This window comes from Pseudomonas sp. GT1P32 (assembly GCF_054897805.1).
This window is the reverse complement of sequence record NZ_CM142704.1, coordinates 704,459-728,108: the sequence shown is the minus strand read 5'-3', so window position 1 is coordinate 728,108 and position 23,650 is coordinate 704,459. Positions and strand designations below refer to the sequence as shown.

The 23,650-nt window shown below is 57.0% G+C and carries 21 protein-coding genes and 2 pseudogenes; 11 read left to right on the top strand and 12 right to left on the bottom strand.

The window, feature by feature from the left end; all coding sequences use genetic code 11:
* Positions 1-171 precede the first annotated feature (171 nt).
* The 7 genes and pseudogenes from ACYZUC_RS03410 to ACYZUC_RS03380 all read left to right on the top strand — a co-directional run bounded on the left by ACYZUC_RS03410 (position 172) and on the right by ACYZUC_RS03380 (position 8,136).
* The gene (locus tag ACYZUC_RS03410) at positions 172-288 is read left to right on the top strand and encodes an alpha/beta hydrolase fold domain-containing protein (RefSeq protein ID WP_461993555.1); all 117 of its coding nucleotides are present in this window, start codon (positions 172-174) and stop codon (positions 286-288) included.
* A gap of 26 nt (positions 289-314) precedes the next feature.
* Positions 315-881: pseudogene (locus ACYZUC_RS03405) on the top strand (alpha/beta hydrolase fold domain-containing protein).
* Positions 882-1,316: 435 nt separating this feature from the next.
* Complete coding sequence (locus ACYZUC_RS03400) at positions 1,317-2,807, top strand: carotenoid oxygenase family protein (protein WP_461993554.1); 1,491 nt, start codon at positions 1,317-1,319, stop codon at positions 2,805-2,807.
* A 182-nt stretch (positions 2,808-2,989) separates the two neighbouring features.
* Positions 2,990-3,757, top strand: coding sequence for a helix-turn-helix transcriptional regulator (locus tag ACYZUC_RS03395; RefSeq protein WP_461993552.1), 768 nt, complete (start codon positions 2,990-2,992; stop codon positions 3,755-3,757).
* A 228-nt stretch (positions 3,758-3,985) separates the two neighbouring features.
* Complete coding sequence (locus ACYZUC_RS03390) at positions 3,986-5,344, top strand: FAD-binding protein (RefSeq protein ID WP_461993551.1); 1,359 nt, start codon at positions 3,986-3,988, stop codon at positions 5,342-5,344.
* A 329-nt stretch (positions 5,345-5,673) separates the two neighbouring features.
* Positions 5,674-6,606: a SphA family protein gene (locus ACYZUC_RS03385; protein ID WP_461993549.1), complete on the top strand. Its 933-nt coding sequence runs from the start codon at positions 5,674-5,676 to the stop codon at positions 6,604-6,606.
* Positions 6,607-6,669: 63 nt separating this feature from the next.
* On the top strand, positions 6,670-8,136 hold the full coding sequence (locus ACYZUC_RS03380) for an aldehyde dehydrogenase family protein (RefSeq protein WP_461993547.1): 1,467 nt from the start codon (positions 6,670-6,672) through the stop codon (positions 8,134-8,136).
* A 421-nt stretch (positions 8,137-8,557) separates the two neighbouring features.
* On the opposite strand, the gene ACYZUC_RS03375 is transcribed toward ACYZUC_RS03380, so the two are convergent.
* The gene (locus tag ACYZUC_RS03375; RefSeq protein WP_461993545.1) at positions 8,558-8,968 is read right to left on the bottom strand and encodes a winged helix-turn-helix transcriptional regulator; all 411 of its coding nucleotides are present in this window, start codon (positions 8,966-8,968) and stop codon (positions 8,558-8,560) included.
* A gap of 89 nt (positions 8,969-9,057) precedes the next feature.
* On the opposite strand from ACYZUC_RS03375, the gene ACYZUC_RS03370 reads away from it, so the two are divergent.
* Positions 9,058-9,921: an SDR family oxidoreductase gene (locus tag ACYZUC_RS03370; protein WP_461993543.1), complete on the top strand. Its 864-nt coding sequence runs from the start codon at positions 9,058-9,060 to the stop codon at positions 9,919-9,921.
* Between the two features lie 136 nt (positions 9,922-10,057).
* On the opposite strand, the gene ACYZUC_RS03365 is transcribed toward ACYZUC_RS03370, so the two are convergent.
* The 10 genes from ACYZUC_RS03365 to ACYZUC_RS03320 form a co-directional block, all read right to left on the bottom strand.
* Positions 10,058-10,984, bottom strand: a complete 927-nt coding sequence (locus tag ACYZUC_RS03365; RefSeq protein WP_461993541.1) for an alpha/beta hydrolase — start codon at positions 10,982-10,984, stop codon at positions 10,058-10,060.
* A 71-nt stretch (positions 10,985-11,055) separates the two neighbouring features.
* Positions 11,056-12,336 (bottom strand): OprD family porin, encoded by a 1,281-nt coding sequence (locus ACYZUC_RS03360; RefSeq protein ID WP_461993539.1) that lies wholly within the window; start codon positions 12,334-12,336, stop codon positions 11,056-11,058.
* A 49-nt stretch (positions 12,337-12,385) separates the two neighbouring features.
* Positions 12,386-13,255, bottom strand: coding sequence for an aldose 1-epimerase (locus ACYZUC_RS03355; protein WP_461993537.1), 870 nt, complete (start codon positions 13,253-13,255; stop codon positions 12,386-12,388).
* An 89-nt stretch (positions 13,256-13,344) separates the two neighbouring features.
* Positions 13,345-14,436: a mandelate racemase/muconate lactonizing enzyme family protein gene (locus ACYZUC_RS03350; RefSeq protein ID WP_461993536.1), complete on the bottom strand. Its 1,092-nt coding sequence runs from the start codon at positions 14,434-14,436 to the stop codon at positions 13,345-13,347.
* Complete coding sequence (locus tag ACYZUC_RS03345) at positions 14,433-15,242, bottom strand: NAD-dependent epimerase/dehydratase family protein (protein WP_461993534.1); 810 nt, start codon at positions 15,240-15,242, stop codon at positions 14,433-14,435. Before ACYZUC_RS03345 ends, ACYZUC_RS03350 begins: the two co-directional genes overlap by 4 nt.
* A 53-nt stretch (positions 15,243-15,295) precedes the next feature.
* Positions 15,296-16,585, bottom strand: coding sequence for an MFS transporter (locus tag ACYZUC_RS03340; RefSeq protein WP_461993532.1), 1,290 nt, complete (start codon positions 16,583-16,585; stop codon positions 15,296-15,298).
* 82 nt (positions 16,586-16,667) lie between these two features.
* A complete protein-coding gene (locus tag ACYZUC_RS03335; protein ID WP_461993530.1) occupies positions 16,668-16,961 on the bottom strand; it encodes a Dabb family protein in 294 nt (97 codons plus the stop codon).
* Positions 16,962-16,976: 15 nt separating this feature from the next.
* Entirely contained in the window at positions 16,977-18,383 is a 1,407-nt protein-coding gene (locus ACYZUC_RS03330) for an aldehyde dehydrogenase (NADP(+)) (RefSeq protein WP_461993528.1), read from the bottom strand.
* A gap of 12 nt (positions 18,384-18,395) precedes the next feature.
* Positions 18,396-18,842, bottom strand: a complete 447-nt coding sequence (locus tag ACYZUC_RS03325; RefSeq protein ID WP_461993526.1) for a nuclear transport factor 2 family protein — start codon at positions 18,840-18,842, stop codon at positions 18,396-18,398.
* A gap of 2 nt (positions 18,843-18,844) precedes the next feature.
* Positions 18,845-19,654, bottom strand: a complete 810-nt coding sequence (locus ACYZUC_RS03320) for an RraA family protein (protein ID WP_461993524.1) — start codon at positions 19,652-19,654, stop codon at positions 18,845-18,847.
* Between the two features lie 172 nt (positions 19,655-19,826).
* On the opposite strand from ACYZUC_RS03320, the gene ACYZUC_RS03315 reads away from it, so the two are divergent.
* Together ACYZUC_RS03315 and ACYZUC_RS03310 are read left to right on the top strand one after the other, a co-directional pair.
* A complete protein-coding gene (locus tag ACYZUC_RS03315) occupies positions 19,827-21,440 on the top strand; it encodes an IclR family transcriptional regulator domain-containing protein (protein ID WP_461993522.1) in 1,614 nt (537 codons plus the stop codon).
* A gap of 67 nt (positions 21,441-21,507) precedes the next feature.
* Complete coding sequence (locus ACYZUC_RS03310; RefSeq protein ID WP_461993520.1) at positions 21,508-22,143, top strand: LysE family translocator; 636 nt, start codon at positions 21,508-21,510, stop codon at positions 22,141-22,143.
* Positions 22,144-22,166: 23 nt separating this feature from the next.
* On the opposite strand, the pseudogene ACYZUC_RS03305 reads toward ACYZUC_RS03310, so the two are convergent.
* Positions 22,167-22,489, bottom strand: a pseudogene (locus ACYZUC_RS03305) (transposase domain-containing protein); the annotation flags it as partial.
* Positions 22,490-22,818: 329 nt separating this feature from the next.
* Between ACYZUC_RS03305 and ACYZUC_RS03300 the strand changes: the two are divergent.
* A complete protein-coding gene (locus tag ACYZUC_RS03300) occupies positions 22,819-23,571 on the top strand; it encodes a hypothetical protein (RefSeq protein WP_461993519.1) in 753 nt (250 codons plus the stop codon).
* The last annotated feature ends 79 nt before the right edge of the window (positions 23,572-23,650 follow it).

Sequence of the window (23,650 nt, the reverse complement as noted above, 5' to 3'; positions counted from 1 at the left end):
TGGACACTCGCCACCCTCCCCGGCATCCGAAGCTGAATCAGTGCGGGCTATGCAACATCCCGGCCGGCGCACTGCGAACAGCGCTGGACAACGGACGCTGCAAGCACTGCCAGGGTTCGTCTATGTATTTATCGACCCGACCAACCGATTGAAGGTCAGACACTGCCTGCCATGTTGTACCTGCACGGAGGAGGTTTTGTACTGGGAAGTCCAGAGATGGCCGACGACTACCTGGCAGATCTCGCTAACGAACTGAAAGCAGTGATCGTTGAGTCGATTACAGGCTAGCGCCGGAGCATCCCTTTCCTGTTCCTCTGGAAGACTGCTATACGGCGCTGAGCTGGCTGTTCCGCCAGGGCCCCGCTCTTGGCCTGGATACGCAAAGAGTAGTGATCCTGGGCCACAGCGCAGGCGGCGGACTGGCTGCCGCATTGGCGCTGCTCGTTCGTGAGAGGGCCCAGCACTCGGTAGCAGGCCTGGTGATGATTTATCCAATGCTCGATCACAGAACTGGCTCAGCGACCGCCCCTTCTGATAACCCCACCACGGGAAGGTTAAGTTGAGGGCGGGAAGCGAACCAGTTTTGCTGGCAATGCATGCAAGGGTCATACGAGCTCGACGACAGACAAGCATTCCTGTTTTCCGCAGCCCTTGCGTCTGATCTGCGGGGACTGCCGCGAAGCTTTATAGGGGTTGGCGCCTTGGATTTGTTTTTGGAGAAAGACGTCGACTTCGCGTTAAAGCTGTCGCGCTCAGGCGTGCCCATAGAGCTTCACGTTTACCCAGGCGTACCGCATATGTTCGATCAGTATCCTGGCTCGGTTACCGAACAATGCCGGAACGACGTGGCAGCCGCGCTTGGAAAAATGTGGACAGCATGATCGATTGCATCAGATGACCCCATTTGTGCTCATTCCAGAAAAAAGCGCCTGGAGCAGACATATCGTTCTGGATGCGAGCTGCGATATCTCGCAACGCCACCGTAGCTATTTACAGTCGTAGCAAAACCATTCAACCCACCTACGCAGCACGAATGCAGGTTGACCAGATTGGCATCGACGACAGCGCTGTAACCATCAGCCCCACACAATCCAGTCATGGACTAATAAAAATTTCCGGCTAACGTAGCCACGCCGACCAGCGCTATTTCTCGCTGATGTCCTGCAGCTTCAGAATCAGCCCGTTGCCCAAAAACCTGGAGGTTAATGGCACACCATCTGTCATCGGAGCTGATGACAGATGGTTACAACATTCGACATGTACGCTGTTCATGGCCAGCCTACAAAATAAAATAAACCATTGCAGGAATAGCTGACATGAGCCACGTTTTCCCAAAAAATTCGCCTGTCTTCTCCGGAGTTATGAGTCCTTCGCGTGTTGAGGCTGACATCGTTGATCTAGAGATAGAAGGCGAATTACCTCCTCAATTGAACGGTGCACTGTACCGTGCCGGGCCAGACAATCGGTTTCCACCGATGCTTGGCGACGACACCATCGTGCATGGCGACGGAATGATCACCATGCTACGTATCCAGAACAAGCGCGCCAGTTTTCGCAGCCGATACGTACGCACTGACCGTTTCTTGGCAGAGGAAGAAGCCGGTCGATCATTGTTCGGTGCCTATCGTAACCCCTACACAGATGACCCCAGCGTTGCTGGTGTGGATCGCGGCACAGCCAATACCAATGTCGTGTTCCACGCCAACCGTCTATTGGCACTCAAGGAAGATGCACTTCCGATTGAGATTGATCCACTGACGCTGGAGACCATCGGAAAGTGGAATGCCGAAGGCACAATTACTAGCCCAGTGGTCACCGCTCATCCACACCCCGACGCACGGACAGGCGAATTGCTGATGTTCGGGTATCAAGCCAAGGGAATAGGAAGCAACGACGTGGTCTTCCTGCCAGTGAATGCCGATGGCCGAGTACCGCGGGAAACTTGGTTCAAAGCCCCCTACCCTTGCCTGATGCATGATTGGTTTGCAACCGAGCACTACGCACTCTTCCCTGTCTCGCCCGCCGTGACATTCCCGGAAAGGGTAAAAAAGGGCGCACCGTATTACATGTGGGACAGCACCAAACCCAGCTACATTGGCGTATTACCGCGCGACGGCAGCAGCGAACCGCGCTGGTTCAAAGGGCCTGCGCGTTTCGCCATGCATTTCGTCAATGCCTGGGAAGAAGACGGGCGAATCATACTGCAAGCAACCATGGCCTCTCCGGAGTCCCCACCGATGTTTCCTCCAGCCGATGCTGCAGAACCGCCCACAGAGTGGAAAAACGGCACCATCAAGATCGTCAACTGGTCGATGGACCTGAGTGACACCAAAGACCGAATCGAGGAAATCGATCTGATCGATGACGATCTGTTCATCGAATTTCCGCGCATTGACCCTCGCGTCGAAACGATTCGGCACCGCTATGCTTGGTGGCTGCGTAAGGATTTCCGTCGCCCTTCGGTTCCACACCTGTTGTCGGTTGTAAGCTTCAATGGCATCGAACGGCGTGATGAACTGACGGGCGAATTGGATACCTATTGGACAGACGATCGCTGGGCACTGGGTGAGCCGCTGTTCGTGCCGCGCCAGCCAGAAAGCGCCGAGGGGGACGGTTTTATAATCGCCCCGGCCTTCCGGATCGAGGGGCAAGGCAATGCTTACCTGGTCTTCGAAGCGATGAACATTGCGCAGGGGCCGATTGCCACGGTTCATGTGCCATTCCACTTCCGGCCTGCCTTTCACGGAAATTGGGTGACGACTGAAGAAATCGACATCGCAGTTGCCATGCGTACGGCGCGCGCCTGATTAATCTTGGCCACGGCAGATTAGGCCGCTACTCCCTCCCTCTGATGACCACTTCGATTTGCGCGGTGGTCATTATGTCAGCTATCCACTCGCTTCCAAGATCCAGTCAAAACAGCTAAAAATAAGGCTAGACTCAGCAAGAACGCCAAATAAGTACAATCAAATGGCGCAGGGAGACGATGATGGCATGGGTCACAGTTCCTGACATAGCCAGTGTGGAAATGGGATGGCTTGCGCATCTCATCGACAGCATTGGCACGCCGAACATGGATTTTGCGATGCTGAGCGCAGTGAACATGCTTGTGCCGGTAGAAGAGATCTCCGGTTACTTAGTCGATGCTTCACTCAATCCGTTCGGCTCTTACGGCCGCAGGGCAGACAGCTTACAGCGCGCCAAGAGTTATGCGCTGCATCACCACAAACATGACCCGCTGATTCAGGAGCTACGTACCCAACACTCACCCGGATTGATGCTCGTAAGGGTTGATCAAGCCTCGCGAATCCAGGACACCTGGCTGCGTTGGAACCACTTTGACGAACCCGGCTTTCGTTCACGAGTGTCGTTCGTGCGCACTAACCCGAATGGGTGGTCGATGATCAATTTCTTTCTGACCTGCGATACACCCGACGATCGTATGCTCGCAGAGCTGATGCGATTCTCGGTCGCCGCTTTTCCTGTTGCACGACGCCACTTTCAGCTACCCGATTGGGAACTACAGAATCTAGGACTAAACTCTGCCGCACGTTTGGAGACAAAACTGGCCGAACATTTCCCAACCCTGACGCCCCGCGAGCGTAGCGTTTGTGCATTCACAATGCTGGGAAGGAACTCGCGGGAGATCGCCATGCAATTCAACATCACTCCAGCTACCGTTCTGACCTATCGTCGGCGCGCCTACGAGCGACTCGGTATCAATAGCGCTGCGCAGCTGCTTGCCCACCTCATCTAGTGACTTTGGATACCGTCCATACAGCCGACCTCGCGTGCCTGACAGATAGGTCGCAGGCGACCGACCCATTGCGCAATCATACTAATCAACTCAAATAGTCAGTCAATGCGTTGTTCAGCCTGCGCTGACCGAGCTATGCCATCTGAGCTGATTACTTAAGTGGTCGTACGTTTTCCTTACTCTTTGAAGGCGCCTCCCCTGCCTTATCACTTTCAAAGAGTTTCAATTATGAACGACATGATAGCTGTGCAATTGCCTGATCTCGAAGGCAGACTGTGTATAGATTTTGCAACCCGACAACGGTTGGCCACAGACCTTGGCAATATTCTTTCAGAAGTCCCCTGCGCGGTACTGCAGCCGCACTCCGCACACGACATCGCACTGGTACTGACAGCGGCCGAACAGCAGGGACTGTCAGTCACAGTCAGAGGGTTGGGACGATCGGTCTACGGACATACTGTTGTGCGCCCTGGCGGTGTGCTAATTGATATGTCAGGGCTCAATAAAGTGCACAAGGTTGAACAAGACCGATGCATCGTCGATGCGGGCGCTACTTGGACCTCTGTAATAGAAGCGACAATCGCGCATGGGCTGACCCCTCCCGTGCTAACAGATTTTGTAGACCTGAGCGTAGGAGGCACGCTTTCCTGGGGAGGGATGGGCGCAATGTCCTTCCGCCACGGCCTCCAGGTCGACAACGTGCTCGAACTTGAAGTCATAACCACGGATGGCAAGCTCCACCATTGCTCCCCCGAAAAAGAAGCCGACCTTTTCTATGCTGTCCTGGGGGGAATGGGATTAGTCGGGGTGATGACGCGTGTCACCCTTCGCTTGATTGCAGCGCCCAAGTGGGTTCGTCGCCTCCAAATTCCTTATCCCGATGTTGCAACCATGCAAGAGGATCTGCTGAACCTGGTGAAAGAACAGCGTGTTGACGCAGCGGAAGGGCTGATTGTTGCACCGCGCGGCAGATGGGAATGCCTGATGGAAATATCGATATTCCATGACACAGGGGAGCCTGACGAAGAGTTTGCGCTGCGCGGTTTGCATGGCGCAGTGGGCGCAACTTCCCGGATTGACTCGACCTACGCTGAGTTTGTCACACGCCTTGGCGACGTCAAGACGCTTGCGTGCCGACCTACCGAGACGCCGCACGCTCATCCCTGGTGGTCAACCATGACCTCTCAGAACCTCAGTACCGATCTCATCGACCAACTGGTCGACAATATGGATGCTTCGAAGGCCGGCCCGTTTGATCTGATCGTCACCTACCCTGTGCCGACTGCGGTCTCGCGTACTCCATTGCCGAGGGTGCCGGATGCAGAGTGGCTATTTGTCGTTGCCCATTTCCTATGTGTCGACGCTGCCGATCATGTGCGGATTGCTGAAACACTCTCGCAGAACCGCCAGTTGTTCGAACAGTCAGCCGTCGCCCACCCTCACGGAGCTGTAGATCCGGTTAGTGCCGTTGATTACTCCAAAAGCGAATGGAAAGCACATTTCGGCGATGTGTGGCCGGCCTTCGAGGCCGCCAAGCACAAATACGACCCCCAAGGCACATTGGACAAGGCGCGTAGCGTTTTCTGAAAGGTGCCAAAGAGGTGAATGCCCAAGAGGAACTGCAAGCTGATATCGAGTGGGCGCCTGCCGTTCTTCCTGCGGATCTTACATAACTGAAAATCTGCGTTGTTCCTGGTTCTACACCATAGGTCGGGTTCAGTTGGGCTCTTGTGCGAACAACATGTCAGCAGAGCTGATGACAGATGCGACCCCGCCCCACACCTATTCTGAGCGCCGGTGGGAGTTGCTCAACTGACCAAGATCCCCCGAATAAGCGAGACGCCGTCGGTAGCAACCAACTGATAGTCGACGCTAACGCGTGGCGTGCACTTTCTAATAATAAGAGAACAATAATAATGACCAATATAAAAAAGAGCGTTTGTTTCCTATTAGCCCTTACTGCAATAGCACTGTTTTCAAGAGCAGTTCAAGCGAAGGAAGGCGCGGATTGGTATCCCTACGGTTCAGAAACTTGGATGGCGGGGGTGACGCCTCCTCCAGGCGTTTATTTTATCGATTACCTGGGGTACTACTCCGGCGATCTGCGTGACGGCAACGGAAGAAAGGCTCCAAGCTCCATCCACGCCTGGTTCAACGCATTCCGGATAGCGCATGTTACTGATCTCGACATTCTCGGAGGAAATTTTGCGTGGCATCTGATTCAACCTACAGTGCACACGTCGTCCCAATCCCCTGCTGGAGGAGTGTCTGGAACCCGCTTCGGCGATTTGACCCTGGGATTGGCTAATACTTGGCGCCACAATAACTCGAGCTGGGTGGCCGGGCTGGGGATAAACCTTCCCACGGGTTATTACAGAGCAGGCCGCCCACAAGAAAGTGTAGGGACTGGATACTGGAGCGTAGAGCCCTCTCTCGCTTATACCTACCTGAGTGATACCGGATGGGAGTTTTCAACCAGGCTTGCTTACTTTCTGAATGCCACGAATCACGATTACAAGCGCGCTCCCAAAACTCAGTCAGTCGACTACCACTCAGGTGACGAGCTCCATGTCGACTACCTGATTGGAAAGCGCTTCGGCCCCATGGGGATCGGTATTTCAGGTTATTGGGTGAAGCAAATTAACGACGACGAAATCGATGGATCAGCAGTGCCCGCCACCCCATTCACTTCCAAGGGACGCAGAGGACAAGTATTCGCTATAGGCCCGAGCGCGACCTACCAGACAAAGTCAGGAATCTCCGTAAGCCTGCAGTGGAACCATGAGTACAACGTCAGGAATCGTTTCGGTGGCGACAAGACCCTGATGAAATTCAATGTGCCATTCTGACCCCCATTACCGGCGTGTTCAAAACTTGAACATTACCCACCGTACTCACGAAAGGAAAGTCCCATGCCCCAAGCATACTCAGAATTCCATCTGCAACCCATCGCAGGTCAATGGCGAGAAGGCTCGGCCAAAAGCATCCTGAGTGTCACTGATCCGTTCGACCAGCAGCTGCTGTGTGAGATCACCATGGCGAACGAAAAGGACGTGGACCAAGCTTACGAAGCTGCCCGCCAGGCGCAAAGAAATTGGGCTGCACAGGGACCCAGTGCGCGCTCGGCAGTGTTGCTGCGTGCGGCTCAAATTCTTGATGAGCGTCATGAAGAGCTGGTTGGCTGGATCATCCGCGAATCGGGCAGTACGCGGATCAAGGCCGAAATTGAGCTGCATTCCGCTCGCGCCATCACCCTGGAAGCTGCAAGCTTCCCCAATCGCGCGCATGGACAAATAGTGGCATCGGACATTCCCCACAAAGAGAGCCTGATATACCGCAAACCCCTCGGCGTGGTTGGCCTGATCAGCCCATGGAATTTCCCCTTCCACCTTACCCAACGGTCGCTGGCTCCGGCCTTGGCTCTTGGCAACGCAGTCGTCATCAAGCCGGCCAGTGACACGCCAATATCGGGAGGTTTGCTCCTGGCCAAAGTGTTTGAGGAAGCCGGTTTGCCGCCCGGAGTGCTGAGTGTCTTAGTAGGTGCCGGGAACGAAATTGGCGGTCCCTTCGTGCGCCATTCGGCACCAGGGCTGATCTCATTTACCGGCTCAACCCCTGTAGGACAGAATATTGCACAGCAGGTCGGAGCGTGTGCACATCTGAAGCACGTGGTCCTTGAGTTGGGTGGTAACAACCCATTCGTGGTGCTGGCCGACGCAGACCTGGAGCAGGCAGTGAAAGCCGCAGTATTTGGCAAGTTTCTGCATCAGGGACAGATTTGCATGGCCATCAATCGCATCATTGTCGAGGCCCCCCTGTACGACGCGTTTATCACCGGCTTCATTGAGCGAGTCCGCAGCCTCAAAGTTGGTGATCCCAAGGACCAAGACACGGCCGTCGGCCCAGTGATAAACGTCAAACAGTTACAAGGCCACCTGCTCAAAGTTGAGCAGGCCAAGGCAGAAGGCGCCAGGCTGTTGCTGGGTGGAGCGCCACAGGGCCAGTTGTTCCCCCCCCATGTCTTTGTGGATGTCACGCCTGAAATGGCCCTGGCTCGGGAAGAGATTTTCGGGCCGATTGTCGGCATCCTGCGCGCTGACAACGAGGAGCACGCATTGTTGTTAGCCAATGACACAGAGTTTGGTCTATCAGCTGCGGTGTTTACCGCGGACTTGGCTCGGGGTGTGCGTTTCGCTCGACGGATTGAATCAGGCATGGCGCACGTCAACGACATTCCTGTAGCCGATGCGCCTAACGTACCTTTTGGTGGCGAGAAAAACTCAGGCATCGGCCGTTTCAACGGCGAATGGGCGATCAACGAATTCACGACCACCCAGTGGGTGACGGTTCAAAGCGAACCGCGCGCCTACCCGTTCTGATTACCCACCTTGCCCAAGTCCACGCGCGCGGCACCGAACAGGTGCTGTGCTCAACCTGGGTTTTGTGTACCCAGCGCCCTTGGCGATAGCAGGTCTCCGGCGGTGAGACATTCAGGTGATCATCCAGGCGTAGGTGTGGGCCACAGGCATCACCTATGTTCGCTCGACGCAGGAGTAAGGAACAACGCTGAAGTCCAAACCCGTCAGTGTGCATGCGCCTTAGAGAGCACTCTTTAATCCCAGATAATAGTATCAAGAGCATAATTTGGTAGTTTCGACCACAGACGCGGATATAGATGTATGCAGTGAAGTAAAAACGGTTTATTCCGCTCAAGCATATTAAGGGCTGAGGGTCAGTTTTTTCACAAGCTAAAAAACAACACATTTATCTTATGAGTAAAAGTTTTAAGAAAGGTGCCTATTAGTCTTGCCGCGAACGACGTTCATTCATAATTTTTTGTAGATTAGCTTCAATCCAATCTGCGAGAACTTCCACATGGCGCGCCACCTCAAGGCCCATAGGGGTAAGGCTATACTCAACATGAGGTGGCACTACCGGATATGATTTACGTATAACGAATCCATCGTGCTCCAAGAACTGAAGTGTTTGCGCAAGCATCTTTTCGCTTACACCTCCAATCTTTCTACGCAGATCGCTAAAGCGGTGTGTGCCTGCAATTAACGCTACCAGTACCAATACACCCCAACGGCTCGTGACGTGTTGAAGGATTATCCTTAAAGGGCAGCCTGCGTCAAACAGCTGCCCCTCACGTAATTGGTTAGCCACGGTCGTGGGCCGCTCAATGACTTCATAAGGAACAGAATCAGACATACATACTTACCTTCAGGTGCGTACTTACAAAAAGATTGCCAGGCCAATATTCTGCCTGCGCACACATTTTTTGTACAAGGAGCTTCTTCATGATTGCCATCACCGGTGCGACCGGCCAACTCGGCCGACTCGTTGTTGAGAAACTCAAACAGAAAGTACCAGCGTCCGATATCGTCGCCCTCGTTCGCAACCCGACCAAGGCAAGCGAGCTGGGCGTAGCGGCTCGAACAGCAGATTACTCTAAGCCTGAGACACTTGTTACGGCCCTCACGGGAGTTGACACGCTGCTTTTGATTTCATCAAGCGAAATCGGCAAGCGCGTGGAGCAGCATCGAAACGTCATCAATGCGGCAAAGCAAGCAGGCGTGAAACGCATCGTTTACACCAGTCTTCTTCATGCAGACACCTCATCATTGAGCCTCGCCGCAGAGCACCGCCAAACGGAAGCAGAGCTCAGAGGCTCGGGCCTTGAATTCACCATCATGCGTCACGGATGGTACGCCGAGAATCACACTGGTTTTATCCCAGGAGCGCTTGCTGGCGGCGCTTTTATTGGCAGCGCAGGGGCTGGCAAGATTGCTGCAGCGACACGCGAAGACTACGCACAAGCCGCTGCAGTAGTGCTCACCAGTGAAGGTCATGAGGACAAAACTTACGAATTGGCTGGCGACACCGCGTGGACACTCTCTGAGCTGGCTGCAGAAATCTCACGACAAATCGGTAAAGACATTCCGTACAAGAATTTGCCTGAGGCGGACTACGCCAATGCACTAATGGGTTTTGGCCTGCCAGAACCACTGGCACGCGCCGTCGCTGGGTACGACGTCAGCGCATCTGAGGGTGCACTCTTCGATGACAGCCACCAGCTATCGAAGCTGATCGGCAGGACCACCACCTCACTTTCAGCGGCAGTCACTGCCGCCCTTAAAAGCAGCGGCAGTGGAACCCTGTAATTCGCAACTGAGCTAAATATCTACTAATAATCGACAGTGGCCCTGAAGCTGGCATCCACCCATGGATCCAGCACATCAAACCAGGGCCGCGAGTTGATCAGAGCAGGCTTGGAATGCATCGTTGGCAGCGCTGAGGCTACAGTTTGTTCTCCACGAACATTGCAATGGAATCCCAAGCGGCTTCCACTACTGGCGCTCCGAAAGCCCTCAACCCTGAGTGAACCATGCCTCGCGCGATGTGCAATTGTGTGTCCACGCCATCAGCCGCCAACACATCGTGATAGGACACTCCGTGATCTCGCAGGGGATCAATTTGCGCCACGGCAACGAACGTCGGCGCGAGCCCACGAAAGTTTTTCGCTTCCAAAGGCATGGCGCATGGGTCCAGTCGGTCTTGCGCATTCGGCAGAAATCCCTCCAGAGACTTCGCCAGACCGGTCACTGTCATCATCGGTGCATTGGCATGTTCTTGCATGGATGGAAGTTGATGTGCAACTGTCAAAACCGGATAGATCAGTACCTGGGCCAACGGCTGAGGATGTCCATCTCGTCGTAAGGCCATACACAAACCCGCCGCCAGTGTACCTCCGGCGCTGTCACCGATGACCATCAAGCGTTCGGTACTGAGATCAGGATCGACGAGTCCCTGCCGCAGTCCATGCCAAACGTCCAGGCAATCCTCCAATGGAGCTGGATAGCCATGCTCAGGTGCAAGCCGATAATCGACCGCGACGATGGCCACCTTCAACCGCTGGCCCAAGGCGTATGCAAACCAGTCGTGGGTATCAAGGCTACCCAAATCCCAGCCGCCGCCGTGGATGTAAAGCAGTGTTGGCCAGCCTCCCACGGGGGGGATGACGTCGGGTCGGTAGCATCGCAAGCGCAATCCCTGCCATTGGAGATCATCAATCCGCCAGTCGTCAGGCGCAGCCGGCGTACACGCTCGACAGGCACGCAAGAACGCTTCCCGCCGAGCGGCCAGGCTGCCATCTGCTGGGGAGAAGCGTTGACTGGCTTCGACATAAGCTTGCATGGCGGCATCAAGCCGGTAGGATTGAGTCATGATTAAATGCACCTCCAAAAAACAAAGCTGCCGCGCTGTAAGCAGTGCGGCAACGTGATCAATTGCGGCTACTAAAACAGTGGCAAGGTATAGGCCAGAATCACCCGATTTTCATCCCGGCGCCCGGTCGCATCCCCGTGCAACTGGACATTGCGCCAGCGGAGCGCAAGGTTTTTCAGTGGGCCGTCCTGAATCACATAAGTGATATCCAGGTTGCGCTCCCATTCGCTGGCGTCCTGACCTGCAACCTTGAAATTGTCGCCTTTCACATAACGAGCAAAAGCCGTCAGGCCGGGCACGCCGAGCGGCGCAAAATCCAGGTCATAACGCGCCTGCCACGAGCGCTCCTGGGCACGGTCGAAACGTAGAACCTGAACCGCGTTAGCCACTCCTGGCAGGTCGGTGTCGTGAATAAACGGCAGTGCACTGTCACCGGCGTTGTACTGGTAACCGATGCGGAAAGTCTGCGCACGCAGGTTGGCGCTGAGCATCCCGGACGTCATGCGGCTGTCGAGTTTGCCTGCCTGTTCAGCGCCGGACTCACCGGTGTCGAGGTAATTGAGCGTACCCGACAGGTTCCACTCACCTGCCTTGTGCGTATGGGTCAAGGTGTACAGGTTTTGCTGATAGACATCTTCCAGACGTCCCCCCCACGCGCCTGCTGTCCATTGCGGGTTGATGCGCCAGGTACCGCCCAGGTAATTGAAGCAGTCACTGAACACGCTGTAGTAATTGCCCACCTGAATCTCACGACTGCCCGCGAATTCGCGCTGATTGACGCGGCGCATCTGGCCTAGGCTGATATCGAGATTATCGAACTCGCGGATGTCGAGCATCGCGCCTTCAAAGAACTGCGGTAGCAGTCGTGAATCCCCGGAAGTGACCAGCGGGATTTTCGGAAACAGACCACCCACCTTCAGTTCACTCTTGGAATACTTCAGTTTGAGCGCAGCGGTGGCCTCGGAAAAATTGTCGACCGAACGTGGATCGGCATTGCGCGGACCACCGGCGCGGTCGTACGCGCCAGGCAGCAATCCGGTGCCACTGCGCGAAGGCGACGAGTCGAGCTTGAGCCCCAGGCCCGCGTAGACATCCACACCGACACCAATAGTGCCGTCGGTGTAACCCGAGCCGCCTTTGAAGATGAAACCCTGTGCCCACTCCTCCAACTTTGACTGCGCCGGCTTGGTCGAGTCCCGCAAGTCATGGTTGTAGTAGAAGTTGCGCAAGGTCAGGTTGCCGTGAGCGTCATCGATCAGATCGGCCTGGGCCGCCAGAGGGCCAAGGCTGAGCAGCAGTGTCAAAGGTTTTGCAGCGCGAGCGAAGCCCGCCTCATGTGAGGATCTTTTCATTATTGTTGTTCTCGATGGTGGGTGTCGATTCAGCGGTCAGTGGATGACGTCAGGTGTCGTGCCAGGTGAAATCAAGGGTTGCACTCAGGCGTTGCCCTGGTGCCAGTTCATGAGTGCCCACGTCGTGCCAGGTTGAACGCGCCTGGTTGAAGGCGTCGGCAAGGTGCGACACCGGCTCCAGGCAAAGGTAGGTGGCATTTGCCGGGGCGAAGGCGACGAAATGATTCAGCGGTGCCGATGCGTGCAGGTCGAGCCGACCGCTGTCATACACCAATTGCAGATGCCCATCCCAACGCGACTGGTAATGGGCCAGTGCTCGCGCATCGTCCGCCTCGAACACCATGTTGCGCGGTTGGTCGAGGTACTCACCAGTAACGAGGTAGTCGCAATCAATGGCCCAATCACAGCCGACCGCATAGTGCGCACGCAGGCCGGGATGGCGCTGGAAATACGGGTGCAAGCCGAGTCCGCCGGGCATGGGTTGCTCGCCGTTGTTCGTCAACGCTAACGTGATACGCAAGCGATTGCCGAGCAAAACAAAATGCTGCTCGGCACGAAACGCCCACGGCCAATGCTCACCTTCATAATCACAGGCAATCAGCACCTGATCGGCAGTTGCGCTGACCACGTCCCAGGCCAGCGTGTGACTCACGCCGTGCAAGGTATGGGGTGCAGTTGCTGGATGGACCGGCAAGCCGTGCACACGACCGTTGAAACTCAGTTGCGCGTTACGCAGGCGGTTGGAGTACGGCATCAGCGGATAAGCGCCCGCCCTGGGCCAGTTCAGCGGATCGAAACCTTCGCTGTCGATCGGCACCAGCACATCCAGCCCGTTCGCGCGCAGAGCGGCGATACGACCGCCCCAGGCGGGCAGCAAACTCAATGTCCAAGTGGCATTTCTCAGTACGACAGGTTGCATGGGACCTCCTGCGCCTGGATCAGGCACGGCAAACCCGGCCGCCGGTTGCGTGGCGACGACGGTTTATCAATTCACAAAGGGATGAAACGTCAACTACGCCGGAAACGCTCGATCACCTGCAGATCAATGTCCACGCCAAGCCCGGTATCCTGGGGAATCAGTAACTGGTTGCCCTGGCGTAGCGACTCGACCGGGTACAGCCAGTCCGCCGGTTCCACAAACAGGTACTCCACCTGGGGGACCCAAGGCTGGACCGCCGCTAAGTGCAGAGTGGCGATCAACCCGGGACCAAAGTACGGACAATGCGGCAGCACCACGGCATCGTGCTCACGTGCTAATTCGGCAATGCGCAAACATTCGGAAATGCCGCCGACCTTGGTCACACTGGGCTGGATCGAATCGACCGCCCCCCTCGTCAAGGCCTGCTCGAACTGCACGGCCGTGCACCAGTTTTCCCCGGCGGAAATCGGTACGCCCTGGCCGCGCAGGCTGGCGAGCGTGGCGAAGTCCTCAGGCGGAAAGATTGGCTCTTCCAGCCAAGCCAGGTTGAGATCCGCCAACGCCGGCAGCCAGTCGCGGGTGTCTTGCACGCTCCACGAACAATTGACATCGGTGGCCAGTGGCACCGAATCGCCCACGGCGCGTCGGCAGGCAGCGATGTCGTGCAGGGTTGCCTCGTGCAGCTTGAGGTCGGTGAAGCCCATCGCCAAGGCTTTCTCGCAGGTCGCCGGGGCGATCTTGTCGTCGCCATAACGCACCAGGCTGGCATACGCCGGCACCTGGTCTCGACAGGACTCACCCAGCAGTCGATGCAACGGCACGCCCTGACGGCGAGCGGCCAAGTCCCACAGGGCGATGTCGATCCCCGAGATGGCAAACAGCGTCAACCCATAACGGCCAAACAGGTGCAGACGTTGCTGCAGATCCAGGTTCCACGCAGGGATATCAGTGATGTCTCGCGCCAGCAAAAGCGGTGCAATCAGACGATCGATCAGCGCCTTGGTCGCGTCGGCAACGAAGTAGCCAAAGGCTTCACCCCAGCCGATATTGCCCTGCTCGTCTTCAAGACGGATCAGCACGTTTTCCAGGGTGCGCCAGGTAGAAGGCGTACCGCCCTGCCCTTTGCCACCATCCTGGAACGGAATCTCCACCACTATCGTATCGACACGGACGATCTTCATACGCGCTCCAGGACACTGGCCAACGGCACACCCGCATAGGCACCGCCCACGTGGTCGCGGCCCGACCCTTCCGGCGCCATGGCCTCATAGGGAAGATAATGCTCGGCAAGGTGCTCACCGGCATTATCTTGCGGCGCGTAGCCCAAGGCGCGCGCACGCTTGTTGTGGAACAACGGATTAGGGCTATCTGAGACGCCGTAGACAATCTCCTGACGCACGTCCGGGTGCTCCAGGCCAATCAAAAGCAATTGCGCCAAGTCGCGGGCGCTGGTCCACATGCGCAGGCGACGGGCATCGGATACCTTGGGGTCGGCATTGCCAATGCGCACGATGAACGTGGCCAAGTCGCTGCGCTGGGAGATCATGGCGCACGCCGCCTCGCCAAATACCTTGCTTAAGGCGTAATAACTGTCGGGGGCCACGGGCATGTCATCGAAGTACTCGGCGGCGTCACTACGATGCTGACCCAGGACGTGATGACTGCTGGCGAAAACAAAACGCTTCACGCCATGACGCAGCGCAGCCTCCAACAGGTACAAGGTGGCGTGATAATTGGGCTCGACCGTGTTGAGGAACTCAATGTCAGTGCCGTGGGCGCAGGCCAGATGCAGGATGCCATCCACCCCGTTGACGGCCTGTTGCACACAGGCCGGGTCGGTCAGATCACCGACCACCGCCGTCTCGCCTGCCACGAGACCTTCAACAGGTTTACGATCAAGCAGGCGTAGCGCATAGCGCTGACGAAGAAAGGGTCGCAGCGCGGTTCCGACGATACCGGCAGCGCCGGTGATAAGCAGCGTAGGCATGACAAATTCCCAAATTCGTTACGGTCGCCGACCTTCGCCGGCGTTTCACAGGGTCAGGCGGCGGCGATGGCCATTTCGCGCTTCTGCGGCTTTTGACCAACAAAGAACGCCACGATCAGTGCACCGAGGATGCCAAGGCCACCTGCCAAGGCAAAACCACTGCTATAAGTGCCGGTGGACTGGATGATAAAACCAGTGACCGTTGGCGCAACAATGCCCGACAGGTTGGCCAGCCCATGCATGAATCCACCCGCTGTGCCGACCTGGTGATCCGGGACCGCATCCTGGATCAGCGACCAGTAGGCCGGCGCGGTGAGCATCAAGAAACCGATGGCGACGGTCATTACCGCCACGGTCGCTGTCACGCTCTGAACCTGGCCGGTCAACCCGATACACACCGCCGCAATCAACAGGCACGTGACGAGAACCACTTTGCGCGAAAACAACTGCTTGCCGGTGCGCTTGAACACCCAGTCAATGAGCAGGCCGCCGCAGACAAAACCGACAGTGCCCACCAGCCAAGGCAATGCGGTAACGATGCTCATGGCCTTGAGGTCGATGCCCTTGGCGTCGATCAGGTAGCTGGGAAACCAGGTCATGAAGAAGTACAGGATGTAGTTGTAGCAAAACAGCGACACACCAGTGACCAACACCGAACGCTGCAGAATGATTTCCAAGACAGGCGTGCGTGGCGCGTTTTCTACGGTAGAGACCGGCTCTTCACGGCCTTCGTTGATCTCAGCCAGTTCCTGGGGCGAGACCTTAGGGTGCTCGTTCGGCGTCGACGTGGCCAGCCGGTACCAGGCGACCGCCCAGACCAAGCCGATCACGGCAATGACCACAAAGGCAACCCGCCAGCCCAACCACAGGGCGAGAAAACCAATAATGGGGCCGGCCAAGGCACCGCCCAATGGCCCCCCGGCCTGATTGAGGCCGATGGCGCGGGCACGCTCCTTGATTGGAAACCAGCTGTTGACGGTTTTGTTGGCCGTGGTTGACACCGGTCCCTCACCAACGCCAAACAGCGCGCGAACGATCAGCAACGACCAGAAGTTGAACGCCAAAGCGGTGGAGCCACACAGCACCGACCAGAAGCTCATGGACCAGGTCAGTACGCGCTTGGGGCCGAAGCGGTCGGCGAGGTAACCACCAATAAAACAAAACAGCGCGTAGCCGAAGAAGAAGCTGCTGAAGATCATGCCTTTTTCCGAAGGCGTGAGGTGATATTCCTGGGTGATAAACGGCATTGCGATCGACAAGGCTGCGCGATCGATATAGTTGATGACCATGGCGAGGAACAGCATCGTCAGGATCGTCCAGCGGTAGTTCTTTTTCTTGTTCATTTACGTCTCCGCCCGGCATTGCAATGCCGGATCTTGTTGTTATAGCGCCTGCCCCGGGCAACAGGCCAGGCGCTGCTGGGGTCTAGACGCTGTAATCCACTGCCACCCATTCGAAGTACTGTTTGAGGTCCGCCACCAGGGCCTGGTGCGCAGGGTGCGGCAGGTAACGCTCGACCGCCGCCCCGTCATCAAAGGTGGACTCAAGGATGTAGTCCCAGCAGATCGGCCGGTGCAGCTCATTGGCGGCCACGTTCCACTGGCGGATGAAGTCGATCTCCTTCTCTAGGCCGCGCATCTGCGCGACCAGACGCGCTTCCAGTTCAGGCTGCGGTTCGACACCCGCCAGGCGCCGGAACATTACGATATGTCGCATCATCGTTACGCCCTCCGTTTAACCCAGGACCCAGGCCGGCGCGTCTTGCAACGCCACCGGGCGCAAGAAACGCTCGAGCGCGGCATAACCGACCGAGGTGGCTTGTGGAGTGGTAGACGATGGCCATGGTCCGCCATGCTGCTGCGCGTAACACACAGCAACTCCGGTCGGCACGCCGCCGAACAAGACGCGACCCGATACACGCTCAGCGGCGCGCACCAATTGCCGATTGAATTCACTGGAGTCTTCGGCGCCCCACAGCGTGGTGGTCAAGGTCCCACCCACCACATCCAGCACCTCAATGACCTGAGCCAGTGACCGGGCAGTGACGATCAACGCGGCTGGGCCGAACATCTCCTCACGCAGGTGCGGGTTGGCGATAAATGCTTCTGCAGCGGTGGCTAACAACTGAGGTGCCGGTCCGGCACCATCCGCAGCTTTGTCAAAGACAGGTGTCGCGTGCTGCGCCACAGTGGCAACGGCGGCCTCGAACCCCTTCTGCATGCCTGCTGTAAGCATGCGGTGCGTGGCGATGGGTGCAATGGCTTCGGCCAACTGAGCGACAAAACGCTGAGACTGGGGCGATTCCAAAACAACTATCAGGCCTGGGCTGGTGCAGAATTGACCGCAGCCGAGCGTAATGGAGGCCGCAAGTGTCTTGGCGAGCGTTTCACTGTTGTGCTCCAGTGCTGCCGGCAACACCACCAGCGGGTTGATGGAGCCCAACTCACCAAAGAACGGCACCGGACGCGCACGTTCATTTGCCGCTTGCCACAGTGCCTTGCCCCCTTGGAAAGAGCCCGTGAATGCTACGGCGGCAATTGCAGGGTGCTGCACCAGGTAAGTACCGCCTGCACGTGAGGTGCTCTCAACCAGGGTCAGTACACCCTCGGGCAACCCTTGCTCGCGAATGACGGCTGCGGCTACCTCGAATACAGCACGGGACAGCGCAGGGTGGCCCGAGTGTGCCTTGACTACCACAGGGCAGCCGGCGGCCAGCGCAGAGGCCGTGTCGCCGCCGAGTACCGAAAAAGCGAACGGGAAATTGCTCGCGGAAAACATCGCTACAGGCCCCAGCGGACGCTGCACTCGCACCAGTTTCGGCCGACCAACCGGTGGTGCGCCGGCGACTGCCTCGTCCACCACCCGGCGATAAGGCACGCCCGCCTCCACTTCGCTGGCGAACCCACGCAGTTGGAACGCGGTACGTGCGACTTCGCCGTTGAGCCGCGCTTCACCCAGCCCACTTTCACGGTCCGCGATGGCGACCAGATGCGCCTGGTTTTGCTCAAGGGCGGAGGCTAATCCGCGCAGTAAAGTGGCACGTACAGCGGCTGATGATTCGGCCCAGGTTACCGCGGCGTCTACTGCCTTGGCCACCACCTTGTCGATGCCAACCAATGCGGGGTCTTGTTGATTACTCATGTCGATCTCCGTTCAGTGCGGCGCAGGGCCGAGGTTGTAACCACGACCTGCGTAGTCGAAATCCACCAGTTCATTGATCGCGACGGCCTTATCCGCAGGCGAGGCGTAATACGCACGAATCTCTTTGATCAGACCGCTCTGCTCGTCGAACACATACCACTCATCCCCGCGCAGGGCCGTGTTCAGCTTGCTTTTCCAGTGCGTCCATTCGATCACCGCTTCATGGCTGTCGTGACTGACCAGGATTTTCTCAATGGTCCACTGTGAACCGAGGTTCTCCACGCACCACTGCCACTTACGGGCAATGGCGTCGGCCGTGCGCCATGGAATATCCGGCAGACCGGCTGGGAAGTAATGCACCGCGTCCGGGGTGAAACAGGACACCAATTTCTCGTAGTCAGCCTCGTTACAGGCATCGAAGTAGCGACGAATCAATTGGGCGTAAGTGTGCTCGGCCACGGTCAATCCTCCTTGCGGTCAATGATTGAAGGAATGGTCGGGCGGCCATTGGCGACCCAGGTGTGGTAATCGGCGATCGAAGCCGGGCTGGGTGGGTAAACGCCCCACAAGGCTTCACCTGCGGCAATGCGCATGGCCAGGTAATGCTCGAGATCATCCTGCACGCTGCAGACCTCGGCCAACTCTTCGGCCAGATGGGCCGGCACCAAGGTCAGACCGTCGGCATCACCCACGATGATGTCGCCGGGATAAACCGCAACACCGGCGCAGCCAATCGGTACTTGCAGATCGGCGACGTGGTGATAGGAAATGCGCGTAGTGGCCGTGATCTCACGGGCGTAGGCCGGCAGGTTCATGCCAGCGATTTCGCTGCCGTCGCGCAGGGCGCCGTCCGTCACGATGGCCTTCGCGCCGCGCGCCAGCAGCCGGGTCACCAAGATATTGCCAGCGGAGGCGGCGGCCGGATCATTACGGCTATCGATCACCAAGACATCACCCGACTGAATCTGCTCGACGCCCTGCCACTGCAGGTTGTCGTCATTGGGTTTGGTCGTCATCGTCGCGTAGGTATCGATATCCTCACGCGCCGGGATAAAGCGCATGGTGAAGGCACGTCCGGCGAACGGCTTGGTGTCACGCGTCATGGCGCGCAGGCCAACCAGCGCGGGCTGGCGAAAGCCACGCTTGAATAATTGGGTCGTTAACGAACCACTGCTGCACGTGGCGAGCTTGGCCAGGACTTCATCACTGACTTCAACCCGCTTGCCCGAAGCGCTTTCATGAGCGTCAGCGTAGGTGTGGATGGTGGACATTCTTATAGGTTCTCCAAACGATACGGCATCTGATGAGCAGCCCGGCATTCCCACCATGTGGAACTCAACCCGTAACCTGCCCCGCTGAGTTCGATTCTATGGCGGAAAACCGAATGAAAAAGCAGCAGAATGGGTGACCAACCAGAGCAGTTCCAAAAGGTGGGAATATTCGATGAAGACCGGGGATGGCACGGGCGCGCTGGAAAAAGCCTTGGATGTCTTGCAAGCTGTTGGCGCAACTCCCAGCGGCATCAGCCAAACGCAATTGGCCGCTCAGGTTCAATTGCCACGAACGACGATGTACCGGATTCTCGCCACACTGGTGGAGCGCGGCATGATTCGGCGCGACCCTACACGCAAGGTCTACCGACTGGGCTTCAATTATCTGGAGATGGTACGTAACGCGTACCTGGAGCCGGACCTTGTGGCCGCCGCCAGCGCCGAGCTTCGTGCATTGCGTGACCTCACAGGAGAAACCTCTTACCTGGCTGTATTGGACGGTAACCAGGTATTGTCGCTGGAGCGTTGCGATGGCGCCCACACCCTGCGCTCTGCAGCCAGCCTGGGCCAGGGCAAGCCGGTGTACTGCACCGGCCAGGGTAAAGCCATCCTTTCAGCGCTGGCGCCCGGCCCCCGTGACGACATTCTCAAGGGGTTGGTGCTGGAACCGCTGACACCGCTGACGATCACCGATCGCCGGCGCTTGTTGGCCGAATTGCAGATCACCCGTACTCGCGGCTACGCGCTGGATGACGAAGAGATACGGCTCGGAGTGCGTTGCGTCGCCGCCCCGATCATCGATAAGCACGGCAGCGTGCGCGGTGCACTGAGCGTCGCCGGGCCGGCCTATCGACTCACCCTGGAGCGTTTGACATTGCTCGGTCCGGAGCTGGCAGATGCCGCGCGACGGGTCGGCGAACAACTGCGGGGTGAGCCCTCAGCCCACCCGACCAGCGCTACGAATGTGGTGCCCGGGCCATGGGCTTTCCATGGTGCCTTCCCGCGCTGGCACGCCGAGCAAAAACGGCTTTATTGGGCGGACACCCTCGCACCAGCGATACATTGCTGGGACGGTCGCAGCAGCCGCATTCTGAGCCGATTGGACTTCCCTGTGCGTGTCATGGAGATGCACCATGATGGCTTGTTGGTAGCCCACGCAGGAGGCTGGTCACTGATCGATTGGAAAGGCGCGGAGCATTCCATGCAGGATCTCCTGGGCTCCCGCCTCCTGGCCTTGGGCACCCATCCAACAGGCACGCTGTGGGGATGTACCAGAACGTCAAGCGGCTGCGTAATTGGTGAGGTGAGTGTTGAGGGAGAACTGCGCCATGGCTGGAGCTTGAGCGAACAAGTCAGCGGCTTTCGGTGGGATGCTACCGGCACGGCGTTATACGCCATCGCACCAGGGACAGGCGACATCCTGAGAATGCAGCCTGGCAGCAACACCGTGCGGCGACTGGCTACCTTGCCACGCGGCGGGGGAAGTCTCAGCGGCCTGGCCCTGGATGCGCAGGGCGGCGTGTGGACAACCCAGCGTGATGGCTGGAGTCTCGCGCGCTTCGATGCAGAGGGCAATCTGGACCGAATGATAGGCCTTCCAGTACCCAGCCCTTCCGACCTTTGCTTCGCAGGCGAAGATGGCACCACTCTGTACATCACCAGCTCCCGTCAGGAGCTCAAGCTGGAAGTGCTCGGAGGGGCACCTGACTCAGGCTGCCTACTGCAGCTGGAAGCAGAAGTTGCAGGACAGACGGTGGCGGCGAGTTGCTGGCGCCTAGACAGTTAACAGGTTGGCGGCACATTATCGACACTCGGAATGCTGACCGGTATACGACGCTATCAAGGGGTTACTCATGTCATTTGATTTTCATCACTTGCTGTTCGTCTTCACAGCTTACATCGTTGGAGCGGCGAGCCCCGGCCCCAGCAACATGCGAATTATGGGAGTGGCAATGCATCAAGGCCGCAAGCCTGCACTTCTGCTGGCAGCCGGCGTGATCAGCGGTTCGTTTTTCTGGGGATCTATGGCAGCTACAGGCGTCTCAGCCATCCTGGCACAGTATGCTCAGGCGCTCGTTGCATTAAAAATAGTCGGCGGAATATACCTACTTTACCTGGCCATTAAAGCCGGACGTTCCGCCGCAACCTCGAATGCGAAGCTTGAAAAAGAAATGGCAGCATCACCCGCTGTTTCGGGTTTTGGCCTCTACCGGCGCGGCTTGCTCATGCACCTCACAAACCCGAAAGCGTTACTAGGCTGGGTCGCGACGATGACGCTCGGGCTGGGACCGCAAGCGACACCTGTCACCGTCGCAATCATCCTGGCCGGCTGCGCCGTGCTGAGCGTCACTATCTTCTGTAGCTACGCAATTGTCTTCTCCACCGCTCCGATGATTAGAGGATATCGTAGGGCTCGTCGATGGATTGAAGGTACGCTCGCAATAGTTTTTGGAGCTGCTGGAATGAAGCTGCTGCTCTGGCGCACTTGAACTCCCCCAGAGGACGTCTAACGCCCACCGCAGCCAGAACATTTTGATTCGGGCTGATGGACGTGAATTTCGCGAGGCAAGTGTTCAGGTAATGCTTACGCCGAGAGACAAGGCGAGATAGCGGTTCGGTTGGCGGTGTCAGTTCAGTCTGGCTGACTTGCAACTCTTCAACACTCAGTTGGAGCTGATCGATCATCGCGTCCAGTTGTTCGGAGCTGCGACCGAACTGCATGCGACGCAGCTTGGCGATCATCATTTTCAACCGCTCAATCTCTGCCCCCTGGGCAGAGACCAGAGCCTTCAAGGCTTGAAGATCGTTAGGCAGGGAGTCGGTCACGAGAGTCATGACCGAGTGTTCACTATCAAAACCTCGGGACTGATCACACATTCCACGTCACATTGCCCTTTGCCCATAGGCTGTCCACAGACCTGATGACAGATGCAAGCCCTACCCCATGCCTATTCTAAGCTCAGGCGGGAACTGCTCACCCGAGCAAGATGCCCCCTGAATAAGAGAGCGCGATCTGTTAACTCATTCTGCAAAAGCTGCCTTTACCCGATCACCAATCGAACATCCTATGGAGAAAAGGGCACCCGCAGGAGTTCATCGTCCAGCCTCAAAGCGCATCAACTTTAAGGTCTAGCTGCGCGCTCCCTCGATACAAGGATGTCTTTATGGAAGAAGATTTTCGAAGCCCTCCCTACGCAAAACTATTTTATCGCCCCATCGAAGTGGCCGTTCGCTGGTGCGGGCTAGTACATATCGAAGCTCAAATCCTCAGCGAGACCGATCATATTTTGCCTCTGGGAGATCAGTGTCGAACATTCACGTGCATTCAGCAAAAGCTTGAAATCTTACAGGATGCCATTCGCCATCAAGAATTGACTTATGGATGCTTGGGGATCGCTGTAACAAAGGGTGAGCTTATTGAACCATCGTTTCTCACTATTCGACACGCAGATCTCAAAAGCTGGTTTGCCCAATTCCATCCTACTGAGAAACCGGATTTTCTGTTCGACGAGCTAGAGAGACAAGTTATCTCGCCATACACTGTCGATATGTATAGATCTTTATTGGTAGAGATTGAGATATGTAAAACACAACACGAGCGCAGTCAAACCACCTTGTTCAATGTGCAGATAGAAAGGGATGCTCTCCTCCGGGAAAATATCGCTCTGACGTCTAAACTACGCCAAGCGCGCGAACCGAGCGAGCAAAGTGAGCGGACCTATCTACGACTGGTAGGCGCTTTGATTAATTTGCTGCTCGGGAAGTCCCCAAGCCGTAAACCGTACTCGGCCTTCACCAGCCAGGCTTCGATCATCAGTGCACTCATGGCTCACAATCGCAACAAGCCAGGCTTCACCCAACGCACCCTCGAAAACAAATTTGCTGCAGCAAAACGCAGCATCGATGACTTTGAATAGATACCGAAAATTGAGGCCGTTGCTATCGCATTTTGCGGTGTTTCTTTCCCTGGTCTGGTCTTGAATGGCAACACCCATT

Bases quoted from the DNA above. Each gene is read 5' to 3' on its own strand.
- ACYZUC_RS03410 (WP_461993555.1), top strand. From the start codon at position 172: ATGTTGTACCTGCACGGAGGAGGTTTTGTACTGGGAAGTCCAGAGATG.
- ACYZUC_RS03370 (WP_461993543.1), top strand. From the start codon at position 9,058: ATGATTGCCATCACCGGTGCGACCGGCCAACTCGGCCGACTCGTTGTT.
- ACYZUC_RS03300 (WP_461993519.1), top strand. From the start codon at position 22,819: ATGGAAGAAGATTTTCGAAGCCCTCCCTACGCAAAACTATTTTATCGC.
- ACYZUC_RS03340 (WP_461993532.1), bottom strand. From the start codon at position 16,585: ATGAACAAGAAAAAGAACTACCGCTGGACGATCCTGACGATGCTGTTC.
- ACYZUC_RS03315 (WP_461993522.1), top strand. From the start codon at position 19,827: ATGAAGACCGGGGATGGCACGGGCGCGCTGGAAAAAGCCTTGGATGTC.
- ACYZUC_RS03385 (WP_461993549.1), top strand. From the start codon at position 5,674: ATGACCAATATAAAAAAGAGCGTTTGTTTCCTATTAGCCCTTACTGCA.
- ACYZUC_RS03365 (WP_461993541.1), bottom strand. From the start codon at position 10,984: ATGACTCAATCCTACCGGCTTGATGCCGCCATGCAAGCTTATGTCGAA.
- ACYZUC_RS03375 (WP_461993545.1), bottom strand. From the start codon at position 8,968: ATGTCTGATTCTGTTCCTTATGAAGTCATTGAGCGGCCCACGACCGTG.
- ACYZUC_RS03355 (WP_461993537.1), bottom strand. From the start codon at position 13,255: ATGCAACCTGTCGTACTGAGAAATGCCACTTGGACATTGAGTTTGCTG.
- ACYZUC_RS03400 (WP_461993554.1), top strand. From the start codon at position 1,317: ATGAGCCACGTTTTCCCAAAAAATTCGCCTGTCTTCTCCGGAGTTATG.
- ACYZUC_RS03360 (WP_461993539.1), bottom strand. From the start codon at position 12,336: ATGAAAAGATCCTCACATGAGGCGGGCTTCGCTCGCGCTGCAAAACCT.
- ACYZUC_RS03395 (WP_461993552.1), top strand. From the start codon at position 2,990: ATGGCATGGGTCACAGTTCCTGACATAGCCAGTGTGGAAATGGGATGG.
- ACYZUC_RS03335 (WP_461993530.1), bottom strand. From the start codon at position 16,961: ATGATGCGACATATCGTAATGTTCCGGCGCCTGGCGGGTGTCGAACCG.
- ACYZUC_RS03350 (WP_461993536.1), bottom strand. From the start codon at position 14,436: ATGAAGATCGTCCGTGTCGATACGATAGTGGTGGAGATTCCGTTCCAG.
- ACYZUC_RS03310 (WP_461993520.1), top strand. From the start codon at position 21,508: ATGTCATTTGATTTTCATCACTTGCTGTTCGTCTTCACAGCTTACATC.
- ACYZUC_RS03320 (WP_461993524.1), bottom strand. From the start codon at position 19,654: ATGTCCACCATCCACACCTACGCTGACGCTCATGAAAGCGCTTCGGGC.
- ACYZUC_RS03330 (WP_461993528.1), bottom strand. From the start codon at position 18,383: ATGAGTAATCAACAAGACCCCGCATTGGTTGGCATCGACAAGGTGGTG.
- ACYZUC_RS03345 (WP_461993534.1), bottom strand. From the start codon at position 15,242: ATGCCTACGCTGCTTATCACCGGCGCTGCCGGTATCGTCGGAACCGCG.
- ACYZUC_RS03390 (WP_461993551.1), top strand. From the start codon at position 3,986: ATGAACGACATGATAGCTGTGCAATTGCCTGATCTCGAAGGCAGACTG.
- ACYZUC_RS03380 (WP_461993547.1), top strand. From the start codon at position 6,670: ATGCCCCAAGCATACTCAGAATTCCATCTGCAACCCATCGCAGGTCAA.